An 18,652-nucleotide genomic window follows, 5' to 3' on the forward strand; every position below is an offset into this window, starting at 1 on the left:
CGGGTTGGCCGGCCGGGTGGCGAAGATGTCACCGGGCAGCAGCAGCACCGGCAGCCGGTTGATGGTGGCCCCGGCGGCGCCGGTGACCAGGTTGGTGGCACCCGGGCCGATGGAGGTGGTGCAGGCCAGGGTGCTGAGCCGGTCGGTCGTCCGGGCGTATGCCGCCGCGGTGTGCACCATCGCCTGCTCGTTGCGGCACAGCCGGTACGGCAGGTCGACGCCCGCCGCGGCGGCCCCGGCCAGGGCCTCGCCGAGGCCGGCGACGTTGCCGTGGCCGAAGATGCCGAAGCAGGCCGGGATCAGCCGGCGGCGCTGCCCGTCGCGTTCGGACCACTGGCGGGCCAGGAAGGCCACCACGGCCTGCGCCACCGTCAGCCTGGGCATGAGCGTCCTCCCGCTCGGGTCAACGGCAGCCGGGGGTCGACCGACTGGCCGGCCCAGCTGCCGCGGATCCAGCCGTGTCGCGGGTCGTCCACGCACGCCATGGTGCGGGTCGGGCCGGGACCGGCCAGCACGTTGAGGTAGTAGAGGTGGTAGCCGGGCGGGGCCATCGACGGGCCGTGGTAGCCGTACGGGACGAGCACCACGTCGCCGGTACCCACCTCGGCGAGCACGTCGATCGGCCGCCGATCGGTGCCGTACACCCGCTGGTAGCCGACCGGCCCGCCACCGTCTCCCGGTGACCCGCCGGCCACCTCGAAGTAGTAGATCTCCTCCAGCCTGGCCTCGACCCGGCCGTCGGAGTGGACCCGGTCGTCCTCGTGCTTGTGCGGTGGGTACGACGACCAGTTGCCGTCGGGGGTGAGCACCTCGACGGCGACCAGCCGGTCGCAGTCGAAGGCGTCCGGGGCGCAGAAGTTGTTGACCTGGCGGCTGGCCGGCCCGGCGCCGCGCAACTCCACCGGCACGTCCCCGGCCGGACCGTAGCGCGGCGGCAGCCGGCGGGTGGCCCGGGCCGACGGCAGGGCGAACCGCCCCTGCCCGCGGACCGTGACCGTGGCGTCGCGGGGCAGGTAGGCGAAGTCGGTGACCGCAGCGAAGACCGAGGCGCGGCCGGCCAGCTCCAGCCGGCGCCCGGCACAGTGCACGGTGGCGGCGCCGGCCAGCGGCAGGACCAGCATCTCCTCCTCTCCGGTGGCGAAGGTGACCTCGCCGCCGGCAGGCAGGTCGAGCACCCGTAGCCCCGCGTACGTCCAGCCGGCCCGTTCCGGGGTCACCTCCAACGCCCAGGGCTCCCCGGCGGTTAACCCCCACTTCAGGTGCAAGCTCATGCTTCCTGCCTGCTCGGCAGCAGCGAGTGGGCCAGGTCGACGGCGGCGGCCACGTCGTCGTCCGGCGGGTACAGCAGCGCCCGGCCGACCACCAGCCCCCGCACACCGGGCTGGCGCAACGCCCGCTGCCAGCGGGCGTAGACCACGTCGGGCGCCTCGGTCGGGTCGCCGCCGAGCAGCAACACGGGCAGCGTCGTGGCCGCCATCACCCGGTCCATTTCGTCGATCGCCGGCAGCTTCAACCAGGTGTACGCCGAGGTCGTGCCGAGCGCCTGCCCGACACTCACACTCTTGATCACCGCCTCGGGCGTCAGGTCCACGTGGACCCGGCCGCCGGCCCGCCCGACCCACATCGGCTCGACCAGGGCCACCATCCGGCGGGCGGCCAGCGCGCTGACCGCACGGGCGCAGGCCTGCAGGGTGGAGGCGGTGGCGTGGTCGTCCGGGTCGATCCGGCACAGCATCTTGCCGCCGTCGTAGCCCATCGCGGCGATGCTGTCGGCGTCGTACGCGGTGAACCGGTCGTCCAGCTCGAACGCGGCGCCGGAGAGGCCGCCCCGGTTCATCGAGCCGATCGCCAGCCGGTCCTCCAGCGCGCCGAGCAGCAGCAGGTCCTCCAGGATGTCCGGGGTGCCGAGCACCCCGTCGACACCCGGCCGGGACAGCGCGACGCGCAGCCGGTCCAACAGGTCGGTGCGCCCGGCCATCGCCATCGGCCGGTCCCGTACCCCGAGGGCACCGCGCGCGGGGTGGTCGGCGGCGATGACGAACAGCGGCCGGTCGCGGTCCGGCCAGGCTCGACGGGTCCGCCCGGCGGCGGCCTCGGCGATCGCCTGCGGCCGGTGCGCGCGGGTAAGGGTCAGCGCCTCGTACTCGGTGCTCACCGCTCTCCTTCCGTGGCGGGGGCCAGCTCGGGCCGGGCCGCGAGCGCGGCGGTCTCGGCCTCGTCGGGCATGGCGGACGAGCACGCCAGGCGGGACGCGACGATGGCCCCCGCGGCGTTGGCGAAGCGCAGCGTCCGCGCCAACGGCCAGCCGCGCAGCAGGCCCAGGCAGAGGGCGCCGCCGAACGCGTCGCCGGCGCCGAGGCCGTTGACCACCTGCACCGGCACCGCCGGCACCCGGACCGTCTCCTCGGCGGTGCTGGCCAGCACCCCGGCCGGCCCGAGCTTGACCACGGCCAGGCGCGGGCCCCGGTCCAGCAGCAGCCGGGCGGCGCGCTCGGGATCCCGGCTGCCGACCGCCACCTCGACCTCGTCGAGGTTGCCGACGGCGACGGTGACCCGGGGCAGCACCTCGGCGTAGGCGGCGGTGGCGGCGGCCGCGTCCGGCCAGAACATCGGCCGGTAGTCCAGGTCGAAGACGGTGTGCGGGCGGCCGCCGCGGGCGGCCAGCGCGGCGCCGTGCGCGGCGCGGCTGGGCTGCTGGCACAGGCCGGTCCCGGTGAGCCAGAAGACGCTGGCGTCGACGATCGCCGCGAGGTCCAGCTCGTCGGGGTGGATCTGCAGGTCCGGTGCGGTGGGCGTGCGGTAGAACCAGATCGGGAAGTGGTCCGGCGGGAAGATCTCGCAGAAGGTCACCGGGGTGGGCAGCCCGTCGACCGGGTGTACCTGGCTGTCGTCGACCGCGAAGTCGCGCAGTGCCCGGTGCACGTAGTCGGCGAAGGCGTCGGCGCCGGTGCGGGTGATGACTCCGGCGCGCAGGCCGTAGCGGGCGGCGGCGACCGCGACGTTGGTGGCACTGCCGCCGAGGAACCGGCCGAAGGTCTCGACCTCGGCCAGCGGCGTGGCGATCTGCAGTGGATAGATGTCCACCCCGACCCGGCCGATGGTGAGCACGTCGAGCATGGCGGCGTCCCTTGTTCCGGGCCGGCAACGGCGTGACCACCGGCTCGCTCCTGGTCATTGATTGGTAACAGTGACCGTGGGTTGTGTCAATGTGTTGTCCTGACATCTGGCAGTTCCGCCCGGCCACCGCTTCGGTACAGTGGCGCCCATCCCCGGACCCCTGGGAGCCGTGCCGAGGAGGCCCCCGTGACCAGCCCCGAGATCGCCATCGACCGGAGCAGCCCGGTCCCCCTCTACTTCCAGGTCGCCGAGCAGTTCGCCGCCGCCATCCAGCGTGGCGAGTTGGCGCCCGGCGACCGCCTGGACAGCGAACTGCAGCTCGCTGACCGGCTGGGACTGTCCCGACCCACGATCCGGCAGGCCATCCAGCATCTGGTGGACAAGGGGCTGATCGTGCGCCGCCGGGGCGTCGGCACCCAGGTGGTTCGCGGCGAGGTCCGCCGCGCGGTCGAGCTGACCAGCCTGCACGACGACCTGGCCCGGGCCGGGCGGCAACCGTCCACCTCGGTCCTGGAACTGGCCACGGTGGAGTGCCCGGCGAAGGTGGCGGCGGTGCTGGGGGTGGACCCCGACAGCCCGGTGCAGCACCTGCGTCGGCTGCGGTTCGCCGACGGCGAGCCCCTGGCCGTGATGCGGAACTGGCTCCCGCTCGACCCGGTCCGGCTCACCCTGGACGCCCTGCAGACCCGGGGCCTGTACGCCATCCTGCGCGCGTCCGGCCTGCGGGTACGAAGCGCCCACCAGCGGATCGGGGCCCGGGCCGCGACCGCCGCCGAGGCGCAGATGCTCGGCGAGCGGCGCGGCGCCCCGTTGCTGACCATGACCCGCACCGCCTACGACGACCAGGGCCGCCACCTCGAGTACGGCGAGCACATCTACCGGGCCTCCCGGTACGCGCTGGACGTGACCGTCGCCGAGCGGTGAACCGCGGGATTCCCGTCCATTTCAATGACAGGTATTTACGTCGTCAGGCTGTCATGACATTGTGGCCAGCAAGCACCGCCGGCACGCACCTGCGGTCGGCGGTGGCGACCCGCGAGTCTCTTCGAAGTCACTTCTTGCGAAGGGAACAGCCCATGTCAGTCACGCCGAGACGCGTCACGGGTGTGCTCGCCGCGCTCACCGCCGTCACCCTCGCGAGCACGGCCTGCGCCGGCGGTTCCGAGCCCGCCGGCAAGGACGCCAAGAACATCACCCTCACCATCGCCGCCAACTCCATTGTCGGCGGCAAGAACTCCGCCGGTGCGGAGTGGATCGAGAAGTGGGTTATCCCCCGGTTCGTCGAGGCCCAGAAGGCCAAGGGCGTCACCGCCAAGGTGTCGTTCGTGCCCAGCGGGGTCGACGACGAGCAGTACAAGACGAAGACCGCCCTCGACCTGCGGTCCAAGGGCGGCGCCGACGTCATCGCCCTGGACGGCATCTGGGTGGGCGAGTTCGTCCAGGCGGGCTACCTCAAGCCGCTCGCCGAGGTGGCCGGCGGCCAGGTGGACTCCTGGGAGGGCTGGTCGCAGATCCCGGAGACCGTGCAGGGCCTCGGCTCGTTCGAGGGCAAGCGGTACGGCATCCCGCTCGGCACCGACGGCCGGGTCCTCTACTACAACAAGAAGCTGTTCGCCCAGGCCGGCCTGCCCGCCGACTGGCAGCCGAAGAGCTGGCAGGAGATCCTCGACGCCGGCACCAGGCTCAAGGCGCTGCCCGGGGTGACCCCGATCCAGATCAACGCCGGCACGGCGATGGGCGAGGCCACCTCGATGCAGGGCGCACTGCCGCTGCTGGTCGGTGCCGGCGGGGAGATCTGGAAGGACGGCAAGTGGGCCGGGGCCAGCCAGCCGGTCAAGGACATGCTCGACCTCTACACCAAGATCTACGGCAGCGGGCTGGGCGACCCGAAGCTCCAGCAGGAGGCGAAGGGGCGGGACAAGTCCTTCGCCGAATTCGCCGCCGGCAAGATCGGCATCCTGGCCGAGGGTGACTACTTCTGGCGCAGCGTCGTCAACCCCAGCAGCGGCATCGCCAAGATGACCGACCGGGACACCACCGTCGGGTACGCGATGATCCCCGCCAAGCAGCCCGGCGCCGGCATCCGGGGGCAGGACTTCGTCAGCATGTCCGGCGGCGGCGTGCGGGTGCTCAACCCCAACTCCAAGTTCCCGTCCCAGGCGTGGGAGCTGCTCTCGTTCATGCACTCGGCGGAGGGGGTCAAGGCCGAACTCGCCGGCGAGAAGCGGATCACCGCCCGGACGGACGTGAACAAGGAGGTCCTGGCCGGTGACCCGATGCTGACCTTCATCACCGACAAGGTGCTGCCGCTCACCGCGTACCGGCCGCCGCTGGCGGTGTACCCGCAGGTGTCGGTGGCGCTGCAGGAGGCTACCGCCGCCGCGGCGTCGGGCAGGAGTGTCGACGAGGCGGCCTCGGCGTACCAGAAGAAGGTCGAAGGGATCGTCGGTGGCCCAGGTAACGTCACCTCCTGACCAGGTGGCGAGGGGAGCGCGCCCGGTCACGGGCGCCTCCCCGGCCCCCGACGCGGCCGGGCTCGGCCGGGCCCGGGCCACCGGGTTCCTGGTGCCGAGCATGGTGCTGATCCTGCTCTTCCTCGTGATCCCGGCCGCCTGGACGATCTACCTGGGCGTCACCAACTACCGGCTCACCGGCCTGGCCGCCGCCAACCCGGAGTTTGTCGGGCTGGACAACTACACCAAGGCGCTGGGCGATGAGCGGTTCCGCACCTCGTTGCTGCTCACCCTGCAGTTCGTGCTCGGCTCGGCCGTCATCGGTCAGGCCGGGCTCGGCTTCGCCGTCGCGTACGCGCTGCGCGACCGGCGGGGTCCGCTGCGCCGGGTGGTCGAGGCGTTCATCCTGCTGTCCTGGATCCTGCCCAGCTCGGTGGTCGCGTTCCTCTGGATCGCCCTGCTCGACCGCGACGGCGGCACGCTCAACGCGCTGCTCGGCACGCCCGGCATGGCCTGGCTGCTCGACCACCCGATGCTGTCGATCATCATCTTCAACACCTGGCGGGGCACCGCGTTCTCGATGATGCTCTACGCCGCCGCCCTGGAGAACGTGCCCCGCTCCCACCTGGAGACCGCCCGGCTGGCCGGCGCCTCCACCTGGCAGCAGCTACGCGACGTGGTGTTTCCACGCATCCGCGGCCACGTGCTGACCAACCTGCTGCTGATCAGCCTCTGGACGTTCAACGACTTCACGCCGTTCCTGATCACCGCCGGCGGCCCCGAACAGCGCTCGGAGATCCTGCCGGTCTACGTGTACAAGGTGGCGCTCTCCGGCGGCGAGCTGGGCTTCGGCGCCGCCATCTCGTTCCTCATGCTGCTGATCAACCTGGTCATCGCCCTGGTCTATCTGCGCATGCTGGGCCGGCGGAGGGAGCGGATGTGACGGTACGCCAGGTGCTGGCCCGGATCGGGCGGTACGTCTTCCTCTGCGCCGTCCTCGGGTTCTTCGCGCTGCCGCTGCTCTGGTTGGCCACCGCCCCGTTCGACGACACGCCGACGATCACCGCGTCGCTGCCGCGGTTCACCCTGGACAACTTCCGTGCCCTGCTGGACAACCCGTACGCGCTGACCTCGCTGGCCAACTCGGTCTGGCTGGCCGGCGGCACCGCCGTGCTGGTGGTGGCGTTCGCCGCGCTGGCCGCGTACGCGCTGAGCCGGGTGCGGGTGCCGGGGCGCGACGCGCTGCTCTACGGCCTGCTGCTGCTCTCCTCGATCGTGACCGGCACGGCCACCATGGTGCCGCTGTTCGAGCTGGCCTTCCGGCTCAACCTGATCGACTCCCGGCTCGGGGTGATCCTGGTCCTCACCGGCGGCCTGCTGCCCGCGGCGATCTTCATCCTCAAGGACTTCATGGACGCCACCCCCACCTCGTACGAGGAGTCGGCGCGGGTCTTCGGCGCGAGCCCGTTGCAGATCATGCGGCACATCGTGGTGCCGATGGTGCGGCCCGGGCTGGCCACCGTGGGGGTGTGGGCGGTGGCGAACGTGTGGGGCAACTTCCTCGTCCCGTTCCTGCTGCTGCGCGGGCCCGACAAGGCCCCCGCCGCGGTGATCATGTACACCCTCTACACCGAGGGTGGCCAGGCCGACCTGCGGCTGCTCTCCACCTTCTCGCTGCTCTACTCACTGCCGGTGGCGCTGATGTTCGTCTTCGTGAGCAGCAGGTACGGGTTCCGCTTCCACGGAGGGATCAAGCGCTGATGTCCGCCATCACCCTGCGCGAGCTGACCAAGATCTACCCCAACGGGGTACGCGCCCTGGACGCCCTCGACCTGGAGATCGCCGACGGCGAGTTCTTCGCCCTGCTCGGGCCCTCCGGCTGTGGCAAGACCACCCTGCTGCGCACCATCGCCGGCCTGGAGCTCGCCTCCGCCGGCAGCGTGTCCATCGGCGACCGGGTGGTGACGAACCTGCCACCGGGGCAGCGGGACGTGGCGATGGTCTTCCAGGACTACGCGCTCTTCCCGCACATGACCGTGCGGGACAACATCGCGTACCCGCTGCGGATCAAGAAGGTCGGCCGGGCCGCCCGGCACGACAAGGCCGCGAGCACCGCCGACGAGCTGGGCCTGTCGGCGCTGCTGGACCGCCGGCCCGGGCAGCTCTCCGGCGGGCAGCAGCAGCGGGTCGCCCTAGCCCGGGCGATGGCCTGCCACCCGCAGGTGTTCCTGCTCGACGAGCCGCTGTCGAACCTGGACGCCCGGCTGCGGTTGGAGGCCCGGACGTTCCTCAAGCGGCTGCAACGCGAACTGGGCGTCACCACCGTCTTCGTCACCCACGACCAGGCCGAGGCCCTCGCCCTCGCGGACCGGATCGCGGTGATGGAGGGCGGCCGGATCCGGCAGGTCGGCAGCCCCACCGAGGTGTTCCGGCGCCCGGCCAACACCTTCGTCGCCGGGTTCATCGGGTCGACCCCGATGAACCTGGTGCCGGCCCGGGTCGACGGCGACGCCCTCGCCGTCGCCGGGGCGCGGCTGCCGTCGCCGGAGGACACCCACGGCCGGCTGACCGACGGCGAGCAGGTGGTCTACGGTGTCCGCCCCGAATACCTCGACTACTCCCCCGATCCGGTCCCCGACGGCCTCACCGGGCAGGTCGTGGTGGTGGAGAACCTCGGCAGCTTCTCCCTGGTGTCGCTGGACGTGCCCGCCGGGGACGGCGCGACGACCAGCGTCCAGGTCGTGGTGCCGGAGGGGCGGGAACCGGCGCCCGGCGACACCGGCTGGGTGGTGCCCCGGCCCGGGCGCTCCCTGGTCTACCGGGACGGTGAGCTGGTGACGGGTGCGGCGGCGCCGCCGGTCCCGGCGCCGCGTACCGGCGTCGGGGCGGACGCCTGACATGGTCACGCACCGGGGCAGGTGGACGCTGCGGGACCGCGTGGACAGCATCATGCGCGCGCTGCCGGTCACCGTGCCCCCGGGCACCGCCGCGCTGACGGTACAACTCGACCACCCCCGCGACGCGGGCGTGCTGGACCTCGGCTGCGTCGGTCCGGCCGGCTTCCGGGGCTGGTCGGGCGGCGCCCGCGACCGGTACACCATCACCGCCGACTGGGCCACCCCCGGCTACCTGCCGGGCGAGCTGGAGCCCGGCGAGTGGCAGGTGCTGCTCCGGCTGCACCGCGTACCGCCCGACGGGCTGCCGTACGAGGTCACCGTCACCACCAGCACCCGCGCCCCCGCCCCGCCGGCCGGGCCCGAGGCACCGCCCCGGCCGGAACGGCCGTCCCGACCGGACCTTCCCGAGGTCGACGGCCGGCGCTGGCTCGCCGGCGACCTGCACGCGCACACCGTGCACAGCGACGGCGCGTACACCATCGACGAGCTGGCCGCCCTCGCCGTCGGACGGGGCCTGGACTTCCTCGCCGTCACCGACCACAACACGGTCAGCCACCACCCCTGGCTGCCGGCGGCCTCGGCCCGCTACGGCATCACCCTCGTACCCGGGCAGGAGGTGACCACCGACCGGGGGCACGCCAACGCCTTCGGCCCGGTCGGCTGGATCGACTTCCGGGAACCGGCCGACCGGTGGCTCGCCGCGGTCGAACGCGCTGGCGGGCTGCTGTCGATCAATCACCCACTCGGCGGCGACTGCGCCTGGCGGCAGCCGGTGACCACCCGGACCAGACTCGTGGAGGTATGGCACTCGGGCTGGTGGGACCGCACCTGGGGGGCGCCGCTGGCCTGGGCGCAGGCGGCACGTTCTGGAGTCCCACCGCATGGAGGTGATCGCACTGTGCAGCTGACCGGACGCACCAGAGTGGCCGGAGCCCCGGTCAACCACGGGATCTACCGGCCGGCCGACCCGGACGTCGCCCCCGACGACCTGCTCGCGTCGCTGGCCGCCGACGGCTACACCGGCGTGGACTCCGGGCCGATCGGCTATCTCGGCACCGGCGAACTGCTCACCCGGCGGCTCACCGAGGCCGGGGTCGGGCTCGCCGGCGGCTGGGTCGACCTGCGTTTCGCCGACCCGGACGGGTTCGCCGAGGACCTGGCACAGCTCGACGCGGCCCTGGACGTGTTCGCCGCCGCACCGGTCGACGACCCACGCTTCGCGCCCCGACCCACCCTCGCCTGCCCCGGCAACCCGGCCCGGGCGGCCCGACCCGGCACCCCGACGGACCTGGCCTCCGCGCTGCCCGCCGCCGCCTGGCCGGGCTTCGCGGCCCGGGTGCAGCAGGCCGTCGACCGGTGCCGGGACCGTGGCCTGGAACCGGTGTTCCACTACCACCTGGGCACCGACGTGGAGACCGAGGCGGAGGCCGACCGGCTGCTGGAGCTGACCGACGTGGCGATCTGCCTCGACACCGGGCACCTGGCGCTGGCCGGCGGCGACCCGGTCGCGGCGGTCCACCGGTGGGCCGGGCGGACCGGCCAGGTGCACCTCAAGGACGCCGACCTGGCCGCGCACCGGCGGGTCCGGGACGCCGGCGGCGGCCTCGCCGAGGTGGTCGCCGCCGGTGGCTTCTGCGCGCTCGGCAACGGCGACGTCGACCTGGCCGGCGTGCTGCGCGGCCTCGACGACACCGGCTACACCGGCTGGCTGGTGATCGAGCAGGACGCGCCGGCGCAGGGGCGCGACCTGGACCGGATCCGCGCCGACCAGCGCGACAACCGGCGGTGGCTGGCGGAGGCGCTGCGATGACCGGGGCGGGCAAGCGAATCAGGGTCGCGGTGGCCGGGCTCGGCGTCATCGCCCGTACGGTGCATCTGCCGCTGCTGCAACGCCGCGCCGACCTGTTCGACATCGTGGCGCTCAGCGACCTCTCCCCCGCACGGCTGGCCGACCTCGGCGACCGGTACGGCGTCGAGCCGGACCGGCGGCACACCGACGCGGCGGCCATGGTCACCGGCGGCGGCTGCGACGCGGTGCTGCTGGCCACCTCCGGGTCGCACGGCGAGCTCGCCGCCATCGCCCTGAGCCGGGGGCTGCCGGTGCTCTGCGAGAAGCCGCTCGCGTACACCCTGGCCGAGGCACAGCGGTTGACCGAGGCCGGGGCGGCGCTGATGGTCGGCTACATGAAGCAGTACGACCCGGCCGTGACCGAGGCCGCCCGGCTGCTCGAGGGGATCGGCGGCCCGGCGGCGGTGCACGCGGTCGAGGTGACCGTCCGGCACGCTTCCGGCGGGCGGCAGCTCGCCTTCGCCAACCTGCCGCCCGCGCCGGGGGACGTCCCGGCCGCGGCGGCGGGCCGGCTGGTCGAGGCCGACCAGCGGCTGCTCGACGCCGCGGTGGGCACCGACGCAGGCACCCGCACCCTCTACCAGATCCTGATCAACAGCATCTGCCACGACCTGTCCCTGCTGCGGCTGTTCACCGGCCCGCCGGCCACCGTGGACCACGTGGCGACCTGGCCGCTGGCCCCCGCCGGCCCGGCCGAGCCGTCGGTGGAGATCTCCGGCCGGCTGCCCGCCGGCGGCCGGTACGGCATCCGCTGGCTCAACCTGCCGGACTGCCCCGCCTACCAGGAGACCGTGACGCTGCACCACGCCCGGGGCGCGCTGGAGCTGGACTTCCCGTCGCCGTACCTGCTCAACGCGCCGACCACGCTGACCGCCGTGGACCGGCACGGCGACGGGGAGCGGCGGACGGTGTTCCGATCGGTGACCGAGGCGTTCGAACAGGAGCTGGTCGCCTTCCACGCGATGGTGACCGCGGGCGCGCACCCGCTGACCGGCATCGCCGAGGGCGCGGCCGACCTGCGCACCAGCCAACAGGTGGTACGCCGCTACGGGGAGCTGACCGGCGCGGCGATCGGCGGAGAGGCAGCAAGCTGATGCAGCGACCGACCGAGATCATCGTGGTGCCGCACACCCACTGGGACCGGGAGTGGTACGAGCCGTTCCAGCGGTTCCGGCTGCGGCTGGTGGCGCTGCTCGACGACGTGTTCGACCGGATGGCGCACGACGAACGCCAACGGTTCACCCTGGACGGGCAGCTCGCCGCGGTCGACGACTACCTGGAGGTCCGCCCCGAGCGCCGGGAGCAGGTGACCGCGCTGGTGCGGGCCGGGCGGCTGGCCATCGGCCCGTGGCAGATCCTGCTCGACGAGTTCCTCTGCTCCGGCGAGAACATCGTCCGCAACCTGGAACGCGGGCTGGCCCGCAGCGCGGCGCTGGGCGGCGCGATGCCGGTCGGCTACCTGCCCGACATGTTCGGCCACATCGCGCAGATGCCGCAGATCCTGGCCGGCGCGGGACTGGCCCACGCCTGCGTGTTCCGCGGCGTACCGGACCGGGTCCGGTCCCACGCGTTCGCCTGGCAGGCTCCGGACGGCACCACCATCCGCACCGAGTACCTGCCCGGCGGCTACGGCAACGCGGCCGGGCTGATGGACGACCCGCGCCTGGTCACCCGCCGGGCCGCCGACCTGGCCGAGCGGCTGCGCGGCTGGCGGACCGCCGGCGACGACACGCCGATCCTGGCGATGTACGGCACCGACCACGCCGCCCCCGCGCCGGACGCCCCGGACCTCCTGGCCGCGGCCGCAGTCGACGGGGTGCACCTGCGGCTCGGCACCCTCACCGAGTACTTCGCCACCCAGTCGGCGACGGTGGACGGGCTGCCCACCGTCGCCGGCGAGCTGCGCTCTCACGCCCGCGCCAACATCCTGCCCGGGGTGATTTCCGTACGCGCCCACCTGAAGCAGGCGATGGGCCGCGCCGAGCGGCGGGTCGAGCGGTACGCCGAACCCCTCGCCGCGCTCTACCACGACCCGTCCGTGCAGCGCTTCCTCGACATGGCCTGGACGCGGCTGATCGACGCGAGCTGCCACGACTCGGTGACCGGGTGCGGCTGCGATGAGACCGCCGAACAGGTCGCCGCCCGGCTGGCCGAGGCGGACCAGCTCGGGCGGGCGGTCTGCGACCTGGTGGGGGCCCGGGTGGCCGCCGGGGTCCCCCGCGACGCGTACCTGCTGTTCAACCCCACGCCGGCGGCCCGGACGGCGCTGGTCCGGCTGGACGTCGAGGTGCCCGGGGACGCGCCCGTCGGCCTGCTCGACGCCGAGGGGAGGATCGCGCCGGCCCAGGTCCTCGACCGGGCCCGGACGCTGCTCGCCGACGATGTGGTGCCGGCGGCCGACCTGCCGGCGATCCTCACCCGGGTGCACGGGACCGAGCTGTACGGGCAGGAGATCACCGCGTGGTCGGTGTCGGCCGAGGACGGCACCCTGACCTTCCAGGTCGCCCGGCACGGCGACCCCGCCTTCGACGTCGAGGACGTGCGGCTGGCGCTCGCCGCGGCCACCGGCCCGGACCGGTGGCGGGTACGCATCGTGGCCGCCCCGCGGATGACCGTCGCGGCCCAGGTGGCGGTGCCGGCGCTCGGCCTCGCCGCGGTCCGCCCGGTCGCCCTGCCGGCGCTGCCGCCCACCGGCATCGCCGTGTCGGCCGACGCGGCACCCCTGGCCCCGGCCGGCGCGGCCGGCGGGGCTGGCGCGGCCAGACCGGCGTTCGCACCGGTCGTGCTGCACGGCCGGACGGTCGACAACGGCCTGTTGCGGGTCGAGGTCGCCGAGGACGGCACGCTGGGGCTGTCCACCCCCGACGGGGTACGCGTGGACGGTGTCGGCCGGATCGTCGACGGCGGCGACATCGGCGACAGCTACAACTACGCCCCGCCGACCGCCGACGAGCTGGTCGACAAGCCCCGGGCGGTGCGGACCACCGTCGTGCACGACGGCCCGCTGGTCGCCGTGCTCGACGTGGTCCGCGAGTACCGCTGGCCGGTCGGCGCGGACGTGGACGCCGGCTCGCGCCGGGTGGACCGGGAGGCGGTCACGGTGACCACCCGGGTGGAGGTCCGCGCCGGTGAGCGGTTCGCCCGGCTGCGGGTCAGCTTCGACAACCGCTGCGACGACCACCGGGTCCGGCTGCACCTGCCGCTGCCCGCGCCGGCCCGCTCGTCGTACGCGGAGGGCCAGTTCGCGGTGGTGGAGCGGGGCCTGACCGCCGAGGGCGGCGGCGGTGAGGTGCCGCTGCCGACGTTCCCCGCCGCCGGGTTCGTCGCCGCCGGGGGCGTCGAGGGGTCGCTCGCCGTCCTGCTCACCCAGCCTACCGAGTACGAGCTGACCGACTCCGGCCGGGAGCTGGCGGTCACCGTGCTGCGGGCGATCGGGATGCTGTCCCGCAACCGGCACGCCCTGCGCGACGAGCCGGCCGGCCCGCAGCTGCCCACGCCGCTGGCCCAGTGCCGGGGCGAGCGCAGCGTCGAACTGGCGGTGCTGCCGTTCCGGGGCGACTGGCGGTCCGCCGGGGTGCCGGCGGCGGCCGAGGCGTACCGGCACGAGCTGCTGTCGTTCCCGGGTGCCGGCGAGCCGACCGGCGGGCTGCCCGCGCCGGTGACCGGGCTGACCGTCGACGGGGACGGCGTCACGCTGACCAGCGTGCGGGACCGGGCGGGCCGGGTCGAGCTGCGGATGGTGGCGAACGGTGACTCCAGCGCCGTCATCGGGGCCGGCCGGCGCGTACACGGCGCGTGGCGGGCCGACCTGCTCGGCCGGTCGGGCGAGCCCCTGCCGGTGGACGGCGACGGGCGGGTCCGGCTGCCGCTACGGGCGTGGGAGATCGCCACGGTCCAGCTCGACCTGGCCGGCTGACAGCCGAACCACGGCTGCGGCGGGGGCGGCTCGCTACCGCGGCCCGTCGGTCACAATGCCTCATCCGTTCAGTGACAGTCGCCATTGGACAGACCCTTTTACCATTGAGGATGGTTCGGGTTCCCGGAGCGGCTTGATCGAATTGGGGCGGCAGTGGTCGGTGGCATCATTCAGATAGTCAGCCTGGTTACGGTTGTTGTCACACTATATTTCGCGGCTGCACAGACGAGAAAGCTGGAAAAGCAGGTAAACATTTCCAACCTGTTCAGCAGGTACGAGGTGCTGAATCATGCAAGCGAACGTTACGAGGCCGCGCTTGCCCTCGTCTTTCAGCGGCCAGAGCTCCGGCCGTACCTGTTCGAACGTAAGCCGCTCGACCTCTCCGGCGAGGCGTTGGCTCGTGCCCTGACCATAGCCGACCTGATGGCGGGAGCGGTGGACTATGCCGTTCGCGTCGGTTCTCGCTTCCCGGAGGATGCCCGGTCAGGTTGGACGGAAGTTGCCGAAGTCATGGCGAGGCAGCCACTGTTCCAGCGGATCGTCAATGAGCAGCCGCACCATTTTCCGGACCTCATGCGATTTTTTGCAGCACACACCGCGACCGGTCTGCCAGCCACCACTTCCCCGGGCGACCGCATCGAACCCGACCAGGCCATCTCCGGTTCGAGATCATGACCTTCGGGAGCGTCGGCGAGCCCTCCACTGGGCGACACGACCTCGCATCCCCCGAAAGGCTCACGCCACCAGGATGACCACCCACAGCCGCTGCCGAGCGAGCAGTGCTCACCAAACGGCGCGAGCTGCATGTCGAACGTCCGTCCATACCCGACCGTCGCGGTCGCGGCCTGGAGGCCTATGCAGAATTCTTCATAGGGTCTACCGTGACACACCATGCCGGACCTTCGTATGACAGTGCCGCGCCTGCTGGTGTTGGAGGCGTTCCTCGATGAGCCCGAGTCCGAGCGATACGGTCTCGAGCTGGCGCACGTCGCCGGGCTCGCGCCGGGCACGATCTATCCGATCCTCGTGGCGTTCGAGGCCGCCGGCTGGCTGACCAGCCGGGCGGAGGAGGTGGACAGCCACGTCGAGGGCCGGCCGCAACGGCGGTACTACCGCCTCACCGCGAGCGGCGTGACCGCCGGTCGTGCCGCCGTCGCCGCCCGGAAGCAGCGCACGCGGCGGGCGGGTGCCCGGCGGCTGGCGTGGTGAGCCCGGCCCGAGCAGGTGAGCCGGCGCAGCACCTGAGGCTGCCGCCTGCCGAGCGCGCCGCGGTCGCGGTGCTGTGTCGTCTTCTGCCGGCCGGCTTCCGCAACCGGCAGCGCGACGAATGGACGGCCGACCTGCTGAGCTTCACCAGCGGTGCGGGAACCCGATGGCGGTATCTGGCCGGCGCCGCATGGACCCTGCCCGCGCTGCGCCACGCCGCACGTCGCGGCGGCTTCGCCGACCTGTCAGCCGTCGCTCCGGTGCCGGACGCGCTCACCTCGGTCGCCCACCTCTTCCTCCTCGGGCTGGGTTGGCCGGTGGTTTCCTGGCTGATCATGGTGCCGGTCACCTACCTGGCGGCGGACGTTCCCGGTCGCCTCGCCCGGACCGGGGCGCTGGTCGACCCGAAGTCGCTGTGGCCGGCGGACGGACCGCTCGCCATTCTGCTTCCCCTGCAGTTGCTGCTGCACACGGGTGCCTGGGCGACGATCCTCGGCGGGCCCTTCCTGCTGGGTACGTTCGGCGCGGCGGGGCTGGTGTCCGCCGTCGTGCAGCGGCGCCGGAGCGGCAGGTACCGGCTCGTCATCGCCGGCGTCGGGCTCGCCTGTCTCGCCCTGACCGTCGTGGCCGGCCTCGCCTGGTCGTACGGCGCCTTCCACCCCGGCACGCCTGACCTCGACAGCGGACGCACGGCGGCGGTGCTGGGCAGTGCGGCCGGTGTCCTGGCCCTCGCCGGACGGCGCCTCGGCGCGCGCATCCGAATCGCACTCGCGGCACTCGGCGTTCTCGCGATCACCGTGCCGTTCGTTCATCTCACGGCGACCGGTGCCGCCATGCTCAACTGGTACCTCGACTAGCGCTCCAACGTCACTTGATCTCGATGCGGCAGATCCAGGATCAACCGGCAATTGTCCGACGAGAGGTAAGCCATTGTTCGGGGCACCCTTGGCTGCGCACCGCAGTCGAGGACACCGCGGCCAGGTCGGGCTGCGCAGGCAGAAACACCGTGGGGACACCCAGTGACTGGTTCATCGCGGCGAGCTTGTACTCGGTCCGAAGGTCGGTGGTGTTACGCACGCCGCGGACGATCACTCCTACTTCATGGCGACGGCAGTAGGTGGAGGTCAACCCGCTCCAGGCCACAACGGTGACGGAGGTCCACTCGACCGGCAGCATGGCCCGGACAGCGGCCGCTCGCTCCTCCTCGTCCGTGCCCGGATGCTTGGTGCTGTTGACCGCGACGAGCACGACCACTTCGTCGAAGAGGTCGCGTGCCCGGTTCACCACATTCAAATGCCCGGGAGTGAAGGGATCAAAGCTGCCGGGGTAGACGGCTCGCACGCGTACGCGACCGGGGGTGCGTGCTATCGAACATGGCCCTGCCGATGGTTCGGGTGTCACGGCCGCAAGACCCGCTGCGCATCTCGGATGACCTGCTCAGAGGCCAGTGGGGCCCAAGAGGCGAACAGTTCCCGGAAGTAGGTACCGTGCCGGTCCGCCGCCGCGGGATCGTGCTCGATGACCCACACGCCTTTCTCGGTGCTCATGGCCCGACTGTAGGTATCGGCTGTCGGATTCGCTGGTCCCGGGTGTGGGCAATATGTCACAGCATGGACTTCATCACCCTGGCCATGCTCGCCCTGGCCGTTCTGACCGTCCTCGCCGCCATCACCGCCCGGAACATCCCAATCCCGCGCCCGCCGGTCCTACTACCAGCGCAGCCAGGCGTAGGGACGTTGGACTACAAGGGCGTCAGGTGGCCGGGGTGACCGCTCGCAGCCACTGCTGGGCGAGCAGCGCGTGACCGAAGGGCGTCAGGTGCACCCCGTCGTTCGTCCACACCCGGTCGTCGACGTCGGCGGCCTGGAACAGCTTGTCCACCGCGACCAGCGTCGCGTCGAACTCGGCGGCGACCCGGCGGACGACGTCGACCTTCGCGTCGAGGTCCTCCCGCCAGGCGCGCTTGGCGTCGTCGAGCGGGATCAGGAAGGGCTCGATCAGGACGATCCGCGCGCCGAGCCGTCGGACCGATTCCAGGATCTGCCGGTAGTCGCGGGCGAAGTCCGCGGGGCTGGTCGGGTCGTTCTCGCTGTACCGACGCCAGGTGTCGTTGATGCCGATCAGCACCGACACCACCTCCGGGGCAAGCGCCAGGCAGTCGGTCTCCCAGCGGGCGCGCAGGTCGCGTACCCGGTCGCCGCTGATCCCACGGTTGACGAAGGTGGCCCGGTGGTCGGGGTGGCGGGCGGTGAACCAGGCGGCGGCCATCATGGCGTACCCGGTCCCGAGGTCGGTGTCGCGGGACCGGTCCCGTCCCGCGTCGGTGATGCTGTCGCCGATGAAGAGCACCCGTCCGCCGAGCGGCACCTGCACCGTCATCCGATCGTCCCCTCCCGCTGGATGTCCGTGATCATGCCGCAGTCGCCGGATCGACCGGCGGCCGGGCCTGCGGCGGCGCGTCCGGGATGCCCGCGACATCCGTTTCCTGGTCATGTAAACGACAATTCGCCATTGGCGACCGTCACTGTCAGTGGGTGTGGACGGGGCGGCACAGCCGCCGCCGGACGCCCGGGCCCACAAATCAATGAATGCACGGTTGACGGCTCGGGTGACAGAGGACAATGATGTTGCTCACTGGATCTGCGGCACCAACAATGTCGGATCTGGCGGCATTTCCCACCGCTCGACGGGATCGCGCCGAAGACCGCGGTCGCCGGGTCACCACGCCTGGCACGCGGCCGGCGAGCCCAGTCACGCGAACCGGAACCGCCGCCGCGCGCCCGAGGAGTCCGCCGGTGAACGGGAACAACGAAGCTCCCGCGCCGACCCGGCCGATGCCGGTGTCACACGGCGCTGATCTGGACAGACAGCTCGCCCTCCACGGCGGCAGGCCGGTCCGCCGCACTCCCTGGCCCACCTACGACAAGGGCGCCGTCTTCATACATCCCGACGACGAGCAGGCGGCGTTCCGAGCCGTCCGAAGTCACCTGTTCTTCCGATACGACCATCGCCCACAGAACGAAACCGAATGCGGCCGGTTCGAGGACGAGTTGTGCCGCTATTTCGGCACCCGGCACGCTCTCGCCGTTTCGAGCGGCACCGCCGCCCTGGCCCTGTCCATCATGGGCGCCGCGGTCCCGCCCGGATCATTGATCGCCTGCCCCGGATTCACTTTCGTCGCCACCCCCAGCGCCATTGTCATGGCCGGCTGCCG

Annotated in this window: 20 protein-coding genes; 13 read left to right on the top strand and 7 right to left on the bottom strand. The window is 72.6% G+C overall.

Translation table 11 applies throughout. The features are described 5' to 3' along the window. The 4 genes from ABZ570_RS30090 to iolC form a co-directional block, all read right to left on the bottom strand. Positions 1-384, bottom strand: a 384-nt coding sequence (locus ABZ570_RS30090; protein WP_358070896.1) for a thiamine pyrophosphate-binding protein, incomplete at its 3' end; no start/stop codon positions are given. Continuing rightward, positions 372-1,271, bottom strand: a complete 900-nt coding sequence (iolB, locus tag ABZ570_RS30095) for a 5-deoxy-glucuronate isomerase (RefSeq protein WP_358070898.1) — start codon at positions 1,269-1,271, stop codon at positions 372-374. The genes ABZ570_RS30090 and iolB, both read right to left, overlap by 13 nt. Beyond that, positions 1,268-2,155 (bottom strand): aldolase, encoded by an 888-nt coding sequence (locus tag ABZ570_RS30100; RefSeq protein WP_358070900.1) that lies wholly within the window; start codon positions 2,153-2,155, stop codon positions 1,268-1,270. The genes iolB and ABZ570_RS30100 overlap by 4 nt, the downstream gene beginning before the upstream one ends. Next, complete coding sequence (gene iolC / locus ABZ570_RS30105) at positions 2,152-3,117, bottom strand: 5-dehydro-2-deoxygluconokinase (RefSeq protein ID WP_358070902.1); 966 nt, start codon at positions 3,115-3,117, stop codon at positions 2,152-2,154. The genes ABZ570_RS30100 and iolC overlap by 4 nt, the downstream gene beginning before the upstream one ends. A 186-nt stretch (positions 3,118-3,303) precedes the next feature. Here iolC and ABZ570_RS30110 point away from each other — a divergent pair, with 186 nt between their 5' ends. From ABZ570_RS30110 to ABZ570_RS30160, 11 genes are all read left to right on the top strand, one after another. Continuing rightward, positions 3,304-4,041 (top strand): GntR family transcriptional regulator, encoded by a 738-nt coding sequence (locus ABZ570_RS30110; RefSeq protein ID WP_358070904.1) that lies wholly within the window; start codon positions 3,304-3,306, stop codon positions 4,039-4,041. Positions 4,042-4,193: 152 nt separating this feature from the next. Next, on the top strand, positions 4,194-5,591 hold the full coding sequence (locus ABZ570_RS30115) for an extracellular solute-binding protein (protein WP_358070906.1): 1,398 nt from the start codon (positions 4,194-4,196) through the stop codon (positions 5,589-5,591). A 4-nt stretch (positions 5,592-5,595) separates the two neighbouring features. Next, the gene (locus ABZ570_RS30120; protein WP_358070908.1) at positions 5,596-6,513 is read left to right on the top strand and encodes a sugar ABC transporter permease; all 918 of its coding nucleotides are present in this window, start codon (positions 5,596-5,598) and stop codon (positions 6,511-6,513) included. Continuing rightward, on the top strand, positions 6,510-7,331 hold the full coding sequence (locus ABZ570_RS30125) for a carbohydrate ABC transporter permease (RefSeq protein WP_358070910.1): 822 nt from the start codon (positions 6,510-6,512) through the stop codon (positions 7,329-7,331). Before ABZ570_RS30120 ends, ABZ570_RS30125 begins: the two co-directional genes overlap by 4 nt. Then, positions 7,331-8,467 (top strand): ABC transporter ATP-binding protein, encoded by a 1,137-nt coding sequence (locus ABZ570_RS30130; RefSeq protein ID WP_358070912.1) that lies wholly within the window; start codon positions 7,331-7,333, stop codon positions 8,465-8,467. Before ABZ570_RS30125 ends, ABZ570_RS30130 begins: the two co-directional genes overlap by 1 nt. Position 8,468: 1 nt before the next feature. Beyond that, positions 8,469-10,277 carry a CehA/McbA family metallohydrolase gene (locus ABZ570_RS30135; RefSeq protein ID WP_358070914.1) on the top strand — a complete coding sequence of 603 codons (1,809 nt, stop codon included), beginning with the start codon at positions 8,469-8,471 and terminating at the stop codon, positions 10,275-10,277. Then, positions 10,274-11,410, top strand: a complete 1,137-nt coding sequence (locus ABZ570_RS30140; protein WP_358070916.1) for a Gfo/Idh/MocA family oxidoreductase — start codon at positions 10,274-10,276, stop codon at positions 11,408-11,410. The genes ABZ570_RS30135 and ABZ570_RS30140 overlap by 4 nt, the downstream gene beginning before the upstream one ends. After that, positions 11,410-14,232 carry a hypothetical protein gene (locus tag ABZ570_RS30145; RefSeq protein WP_358070918.1) on the top strand — a complete coding sequence of 941 codons (2,823 nt, stop codon included), beginning with the start codon at positions 11,410-11,412 and terminating at the stop codon, positions 14,230-14,232. The genes ABZ570_RS30140 and ABZ570_RS30145 overlap by 1 nt, the downstream gene beginning before the upstream one ends. 153 nt (positions 14,233-14,385) lie before the next feature. Then, positions 14,386-14,907 carry a hypothetical protein gene (locus tag ABZ570_RS30150; RefSeq protein ID WP_358070920.1) on the top strand — a complete coding sequence of 174 codons (522 nt, stop codon included), beginning with the start codon at positions 14,386-14,388 and terminating at the stop codon, positions 14,905-14,907. Between the two features lie 231 nt (positions 14,908-15,138). Continuing rightward, a complete protein-coding gene (locus ABZ570_RS30155) occupies positions 15,139-15,441 on the top strand; it encodes a PadR family transcriptional regulator (RefSeq protein ID WP_358070922.1) in 303 nt (100 codons plus the stop codon). Positions 15,442-15,509: 68 nt separating this feature from the next. Then, positions 15,510-16,295 carry a hypothetical protein gene (locus ABZ570_RS30160; RefSeq protein ID WP_358070924.1) on the top strand — a complete coding sequence of 262 codons (786 nt, stop codon included), beginning with the start codon at positions 15,510-15,512 and terminating at the stop codon, positions 16,293-16,295. 40 nt (positions 16,296-16,335) lie between these two features. On the opposite strand, the gene coaD is transcribed toward ABZ570_RS30160, so the two are convergent. Both coaD and ABZ570_RS30170 read right to left on the bottom strand, forming a co-directional pair. Beyond that, a complete protein-coding gene (gene coaD, locus ABZ570_RS30165; RefSeq protein ID WP_358070926.1) occupies positions 16,336-16,779 on the bottom strand; it encodes a pantetheine-phosphate adenylyltransferase in 444 nt (147 codons plus the stop codon). A 56-nt stretch (positions 16,780-16,835) separates the two neighbouring features. Next, positions 16,836-16,985, bottom strand: a complete 150-nt coding sequence (locus tag ABZ570_RS30170; protein WP_358070927.1) for a hypothetical protein — start codon at positions 16,983-16,985, stop codon at positions 16,836-16,838. Between the two features lie 63 nt (positions 16,986-17,048). Between ABZ570_RS30170 and ABZ570_RS30175 the strand changes: the two genes are divergently transcribed. Continuing rightward, complete coding sequence (locus tag ABZ570_RS30175; RefSeq protein WP_358070929.1) at positions 17,049-17,207, top strand: hypothetical protein; 159 nt, start codon at positions 17,049-17,051, stop codon at positions 17,205-17,207. Here ABZ570_RS30175 and ABZ570_RS30180 read toward each other — a convergent pair. Next, positions 17,191-17,817 (bottom strand): SGNH/GDSL hydrolase family protein, encoded by a 627-nt coding sequence (locus ABZ570_RS30180; protein ID WP_358070931.1) that lies wholly within the window; start codon positions 17,815-17,817, stop codon positions 17,191-17,193. The genes ABZ570_RS30175 and ABZ570_RS30180 overlap by 17 nt on opposite strands. Positions 17,818-18,233: 416 nt before the next feature. Between ABZ570_RS30180 and ABZ570_RS30185 the strand changes: the two genes are divergently transcribed. Next, positions 18,234-18,652, top strand: a 419-nt coding sequence (locus tag ABZ570_RS30185; protein WP_358070933.1) for a DegT/DnrJ/EryC1/StrS family aminotransferase, incomplete at its 3' end; no start/stop codon positions are given.

Origin of the sequence: Micromonospora sp. NPDC007271 (assembly GCF_040634005.1) — a bacterium.
Lineage (GTDB): Bacteria > Actinomycetota > Actinomycetes > Mycobacteriales > Micromonosporaceae > Micromonospora.

What these genes read in the sequence shown, in the direction of transcription:
- ABZ570_RS30140 (WP_358070916.1), top strand. Translation starts at nt 10,274, where the DNA reads ATGACCGGGGCGGGCAAGCGAATCAGGGTCGCGGTGGCCGGGCTCGGC.
- ABZ570_RS30180 (WP_358070931.1), bottom strand. Translation starts at nt 17,817, where the DNA reads ATGACGGTGCAGGTGCCGCTCGGCGGACGGGTGCTCTTCATCGGCGAC.
- ABZ570_RS30130 (WP_358070912.1), top strand. Translation starts at nt 7,331, where the DNA reads ATGTCCGCCATCACCCTGCGCGAGCTGACCAAGATCTACCCCAACGGG.
- ABZ570_RS30170 (WP_358070927.1), bottom strand. Translation starts at nt 16,985, where the DNA reads ATGAGCACCGAGAAAGGCGTGTGGGTCATCGAGCACGATCCCGCGGCG.
- ABZ570_RS30115 (WP_358070906.1), top strand. Translation starts at nt 4,194, where the DNA reads ATGTCAGTCACGCCGAGACGCGTCACGGGTGTGCTCGCCGCGCTCACC.
- ABZ570_RS30135 (WP_358070914.1), top strand. Translation starts at nt 8,469, where the DNA reads ATGGTCACGCACCGGGGCAGGTGGACGCTGCGGGACCGCGTGGACAGC.
- iolB (WP_358070898.1), bottom strand. Translation starts at nt 1,271, where the DNA reads ATGAGCTTGCACCTGAAGTGGGGGTTAACCGCCGGGGAGCCCTGGGCG.
- iolC (WP_358070902.1), bottom strand. Translation starts at nt 3,117, where the DNA reads ATGCTCGACGTGCTCACCATCGGCCGGGTCGGGGTGGACATCTATCCA.
- ABZ570_RS30155 (WP_358070922.1), top strand. Translation starts at nt 15,139, where the DNA reads ATGACAGTGCCGCGCCTGCTGGTGTTGGAGGCGTTCCTCGATGAGCCC.
- ABZ570_RS30175 (WP_358070929.1), top strand. Translation starts at nt 17,049, where the DNA reads ATGGACTTCATCACCCTGGCCATGCTCGCCCTGGCCGTTCTGACCGTC.
- ABZ570_RS30145 (WP_358070918.1), top strand. Translation starts at nt 11,410, where the DNA reads ATGCAGCGACCGACCGAGATCATCGTGGTGCCGCACACCCACTGGGAC.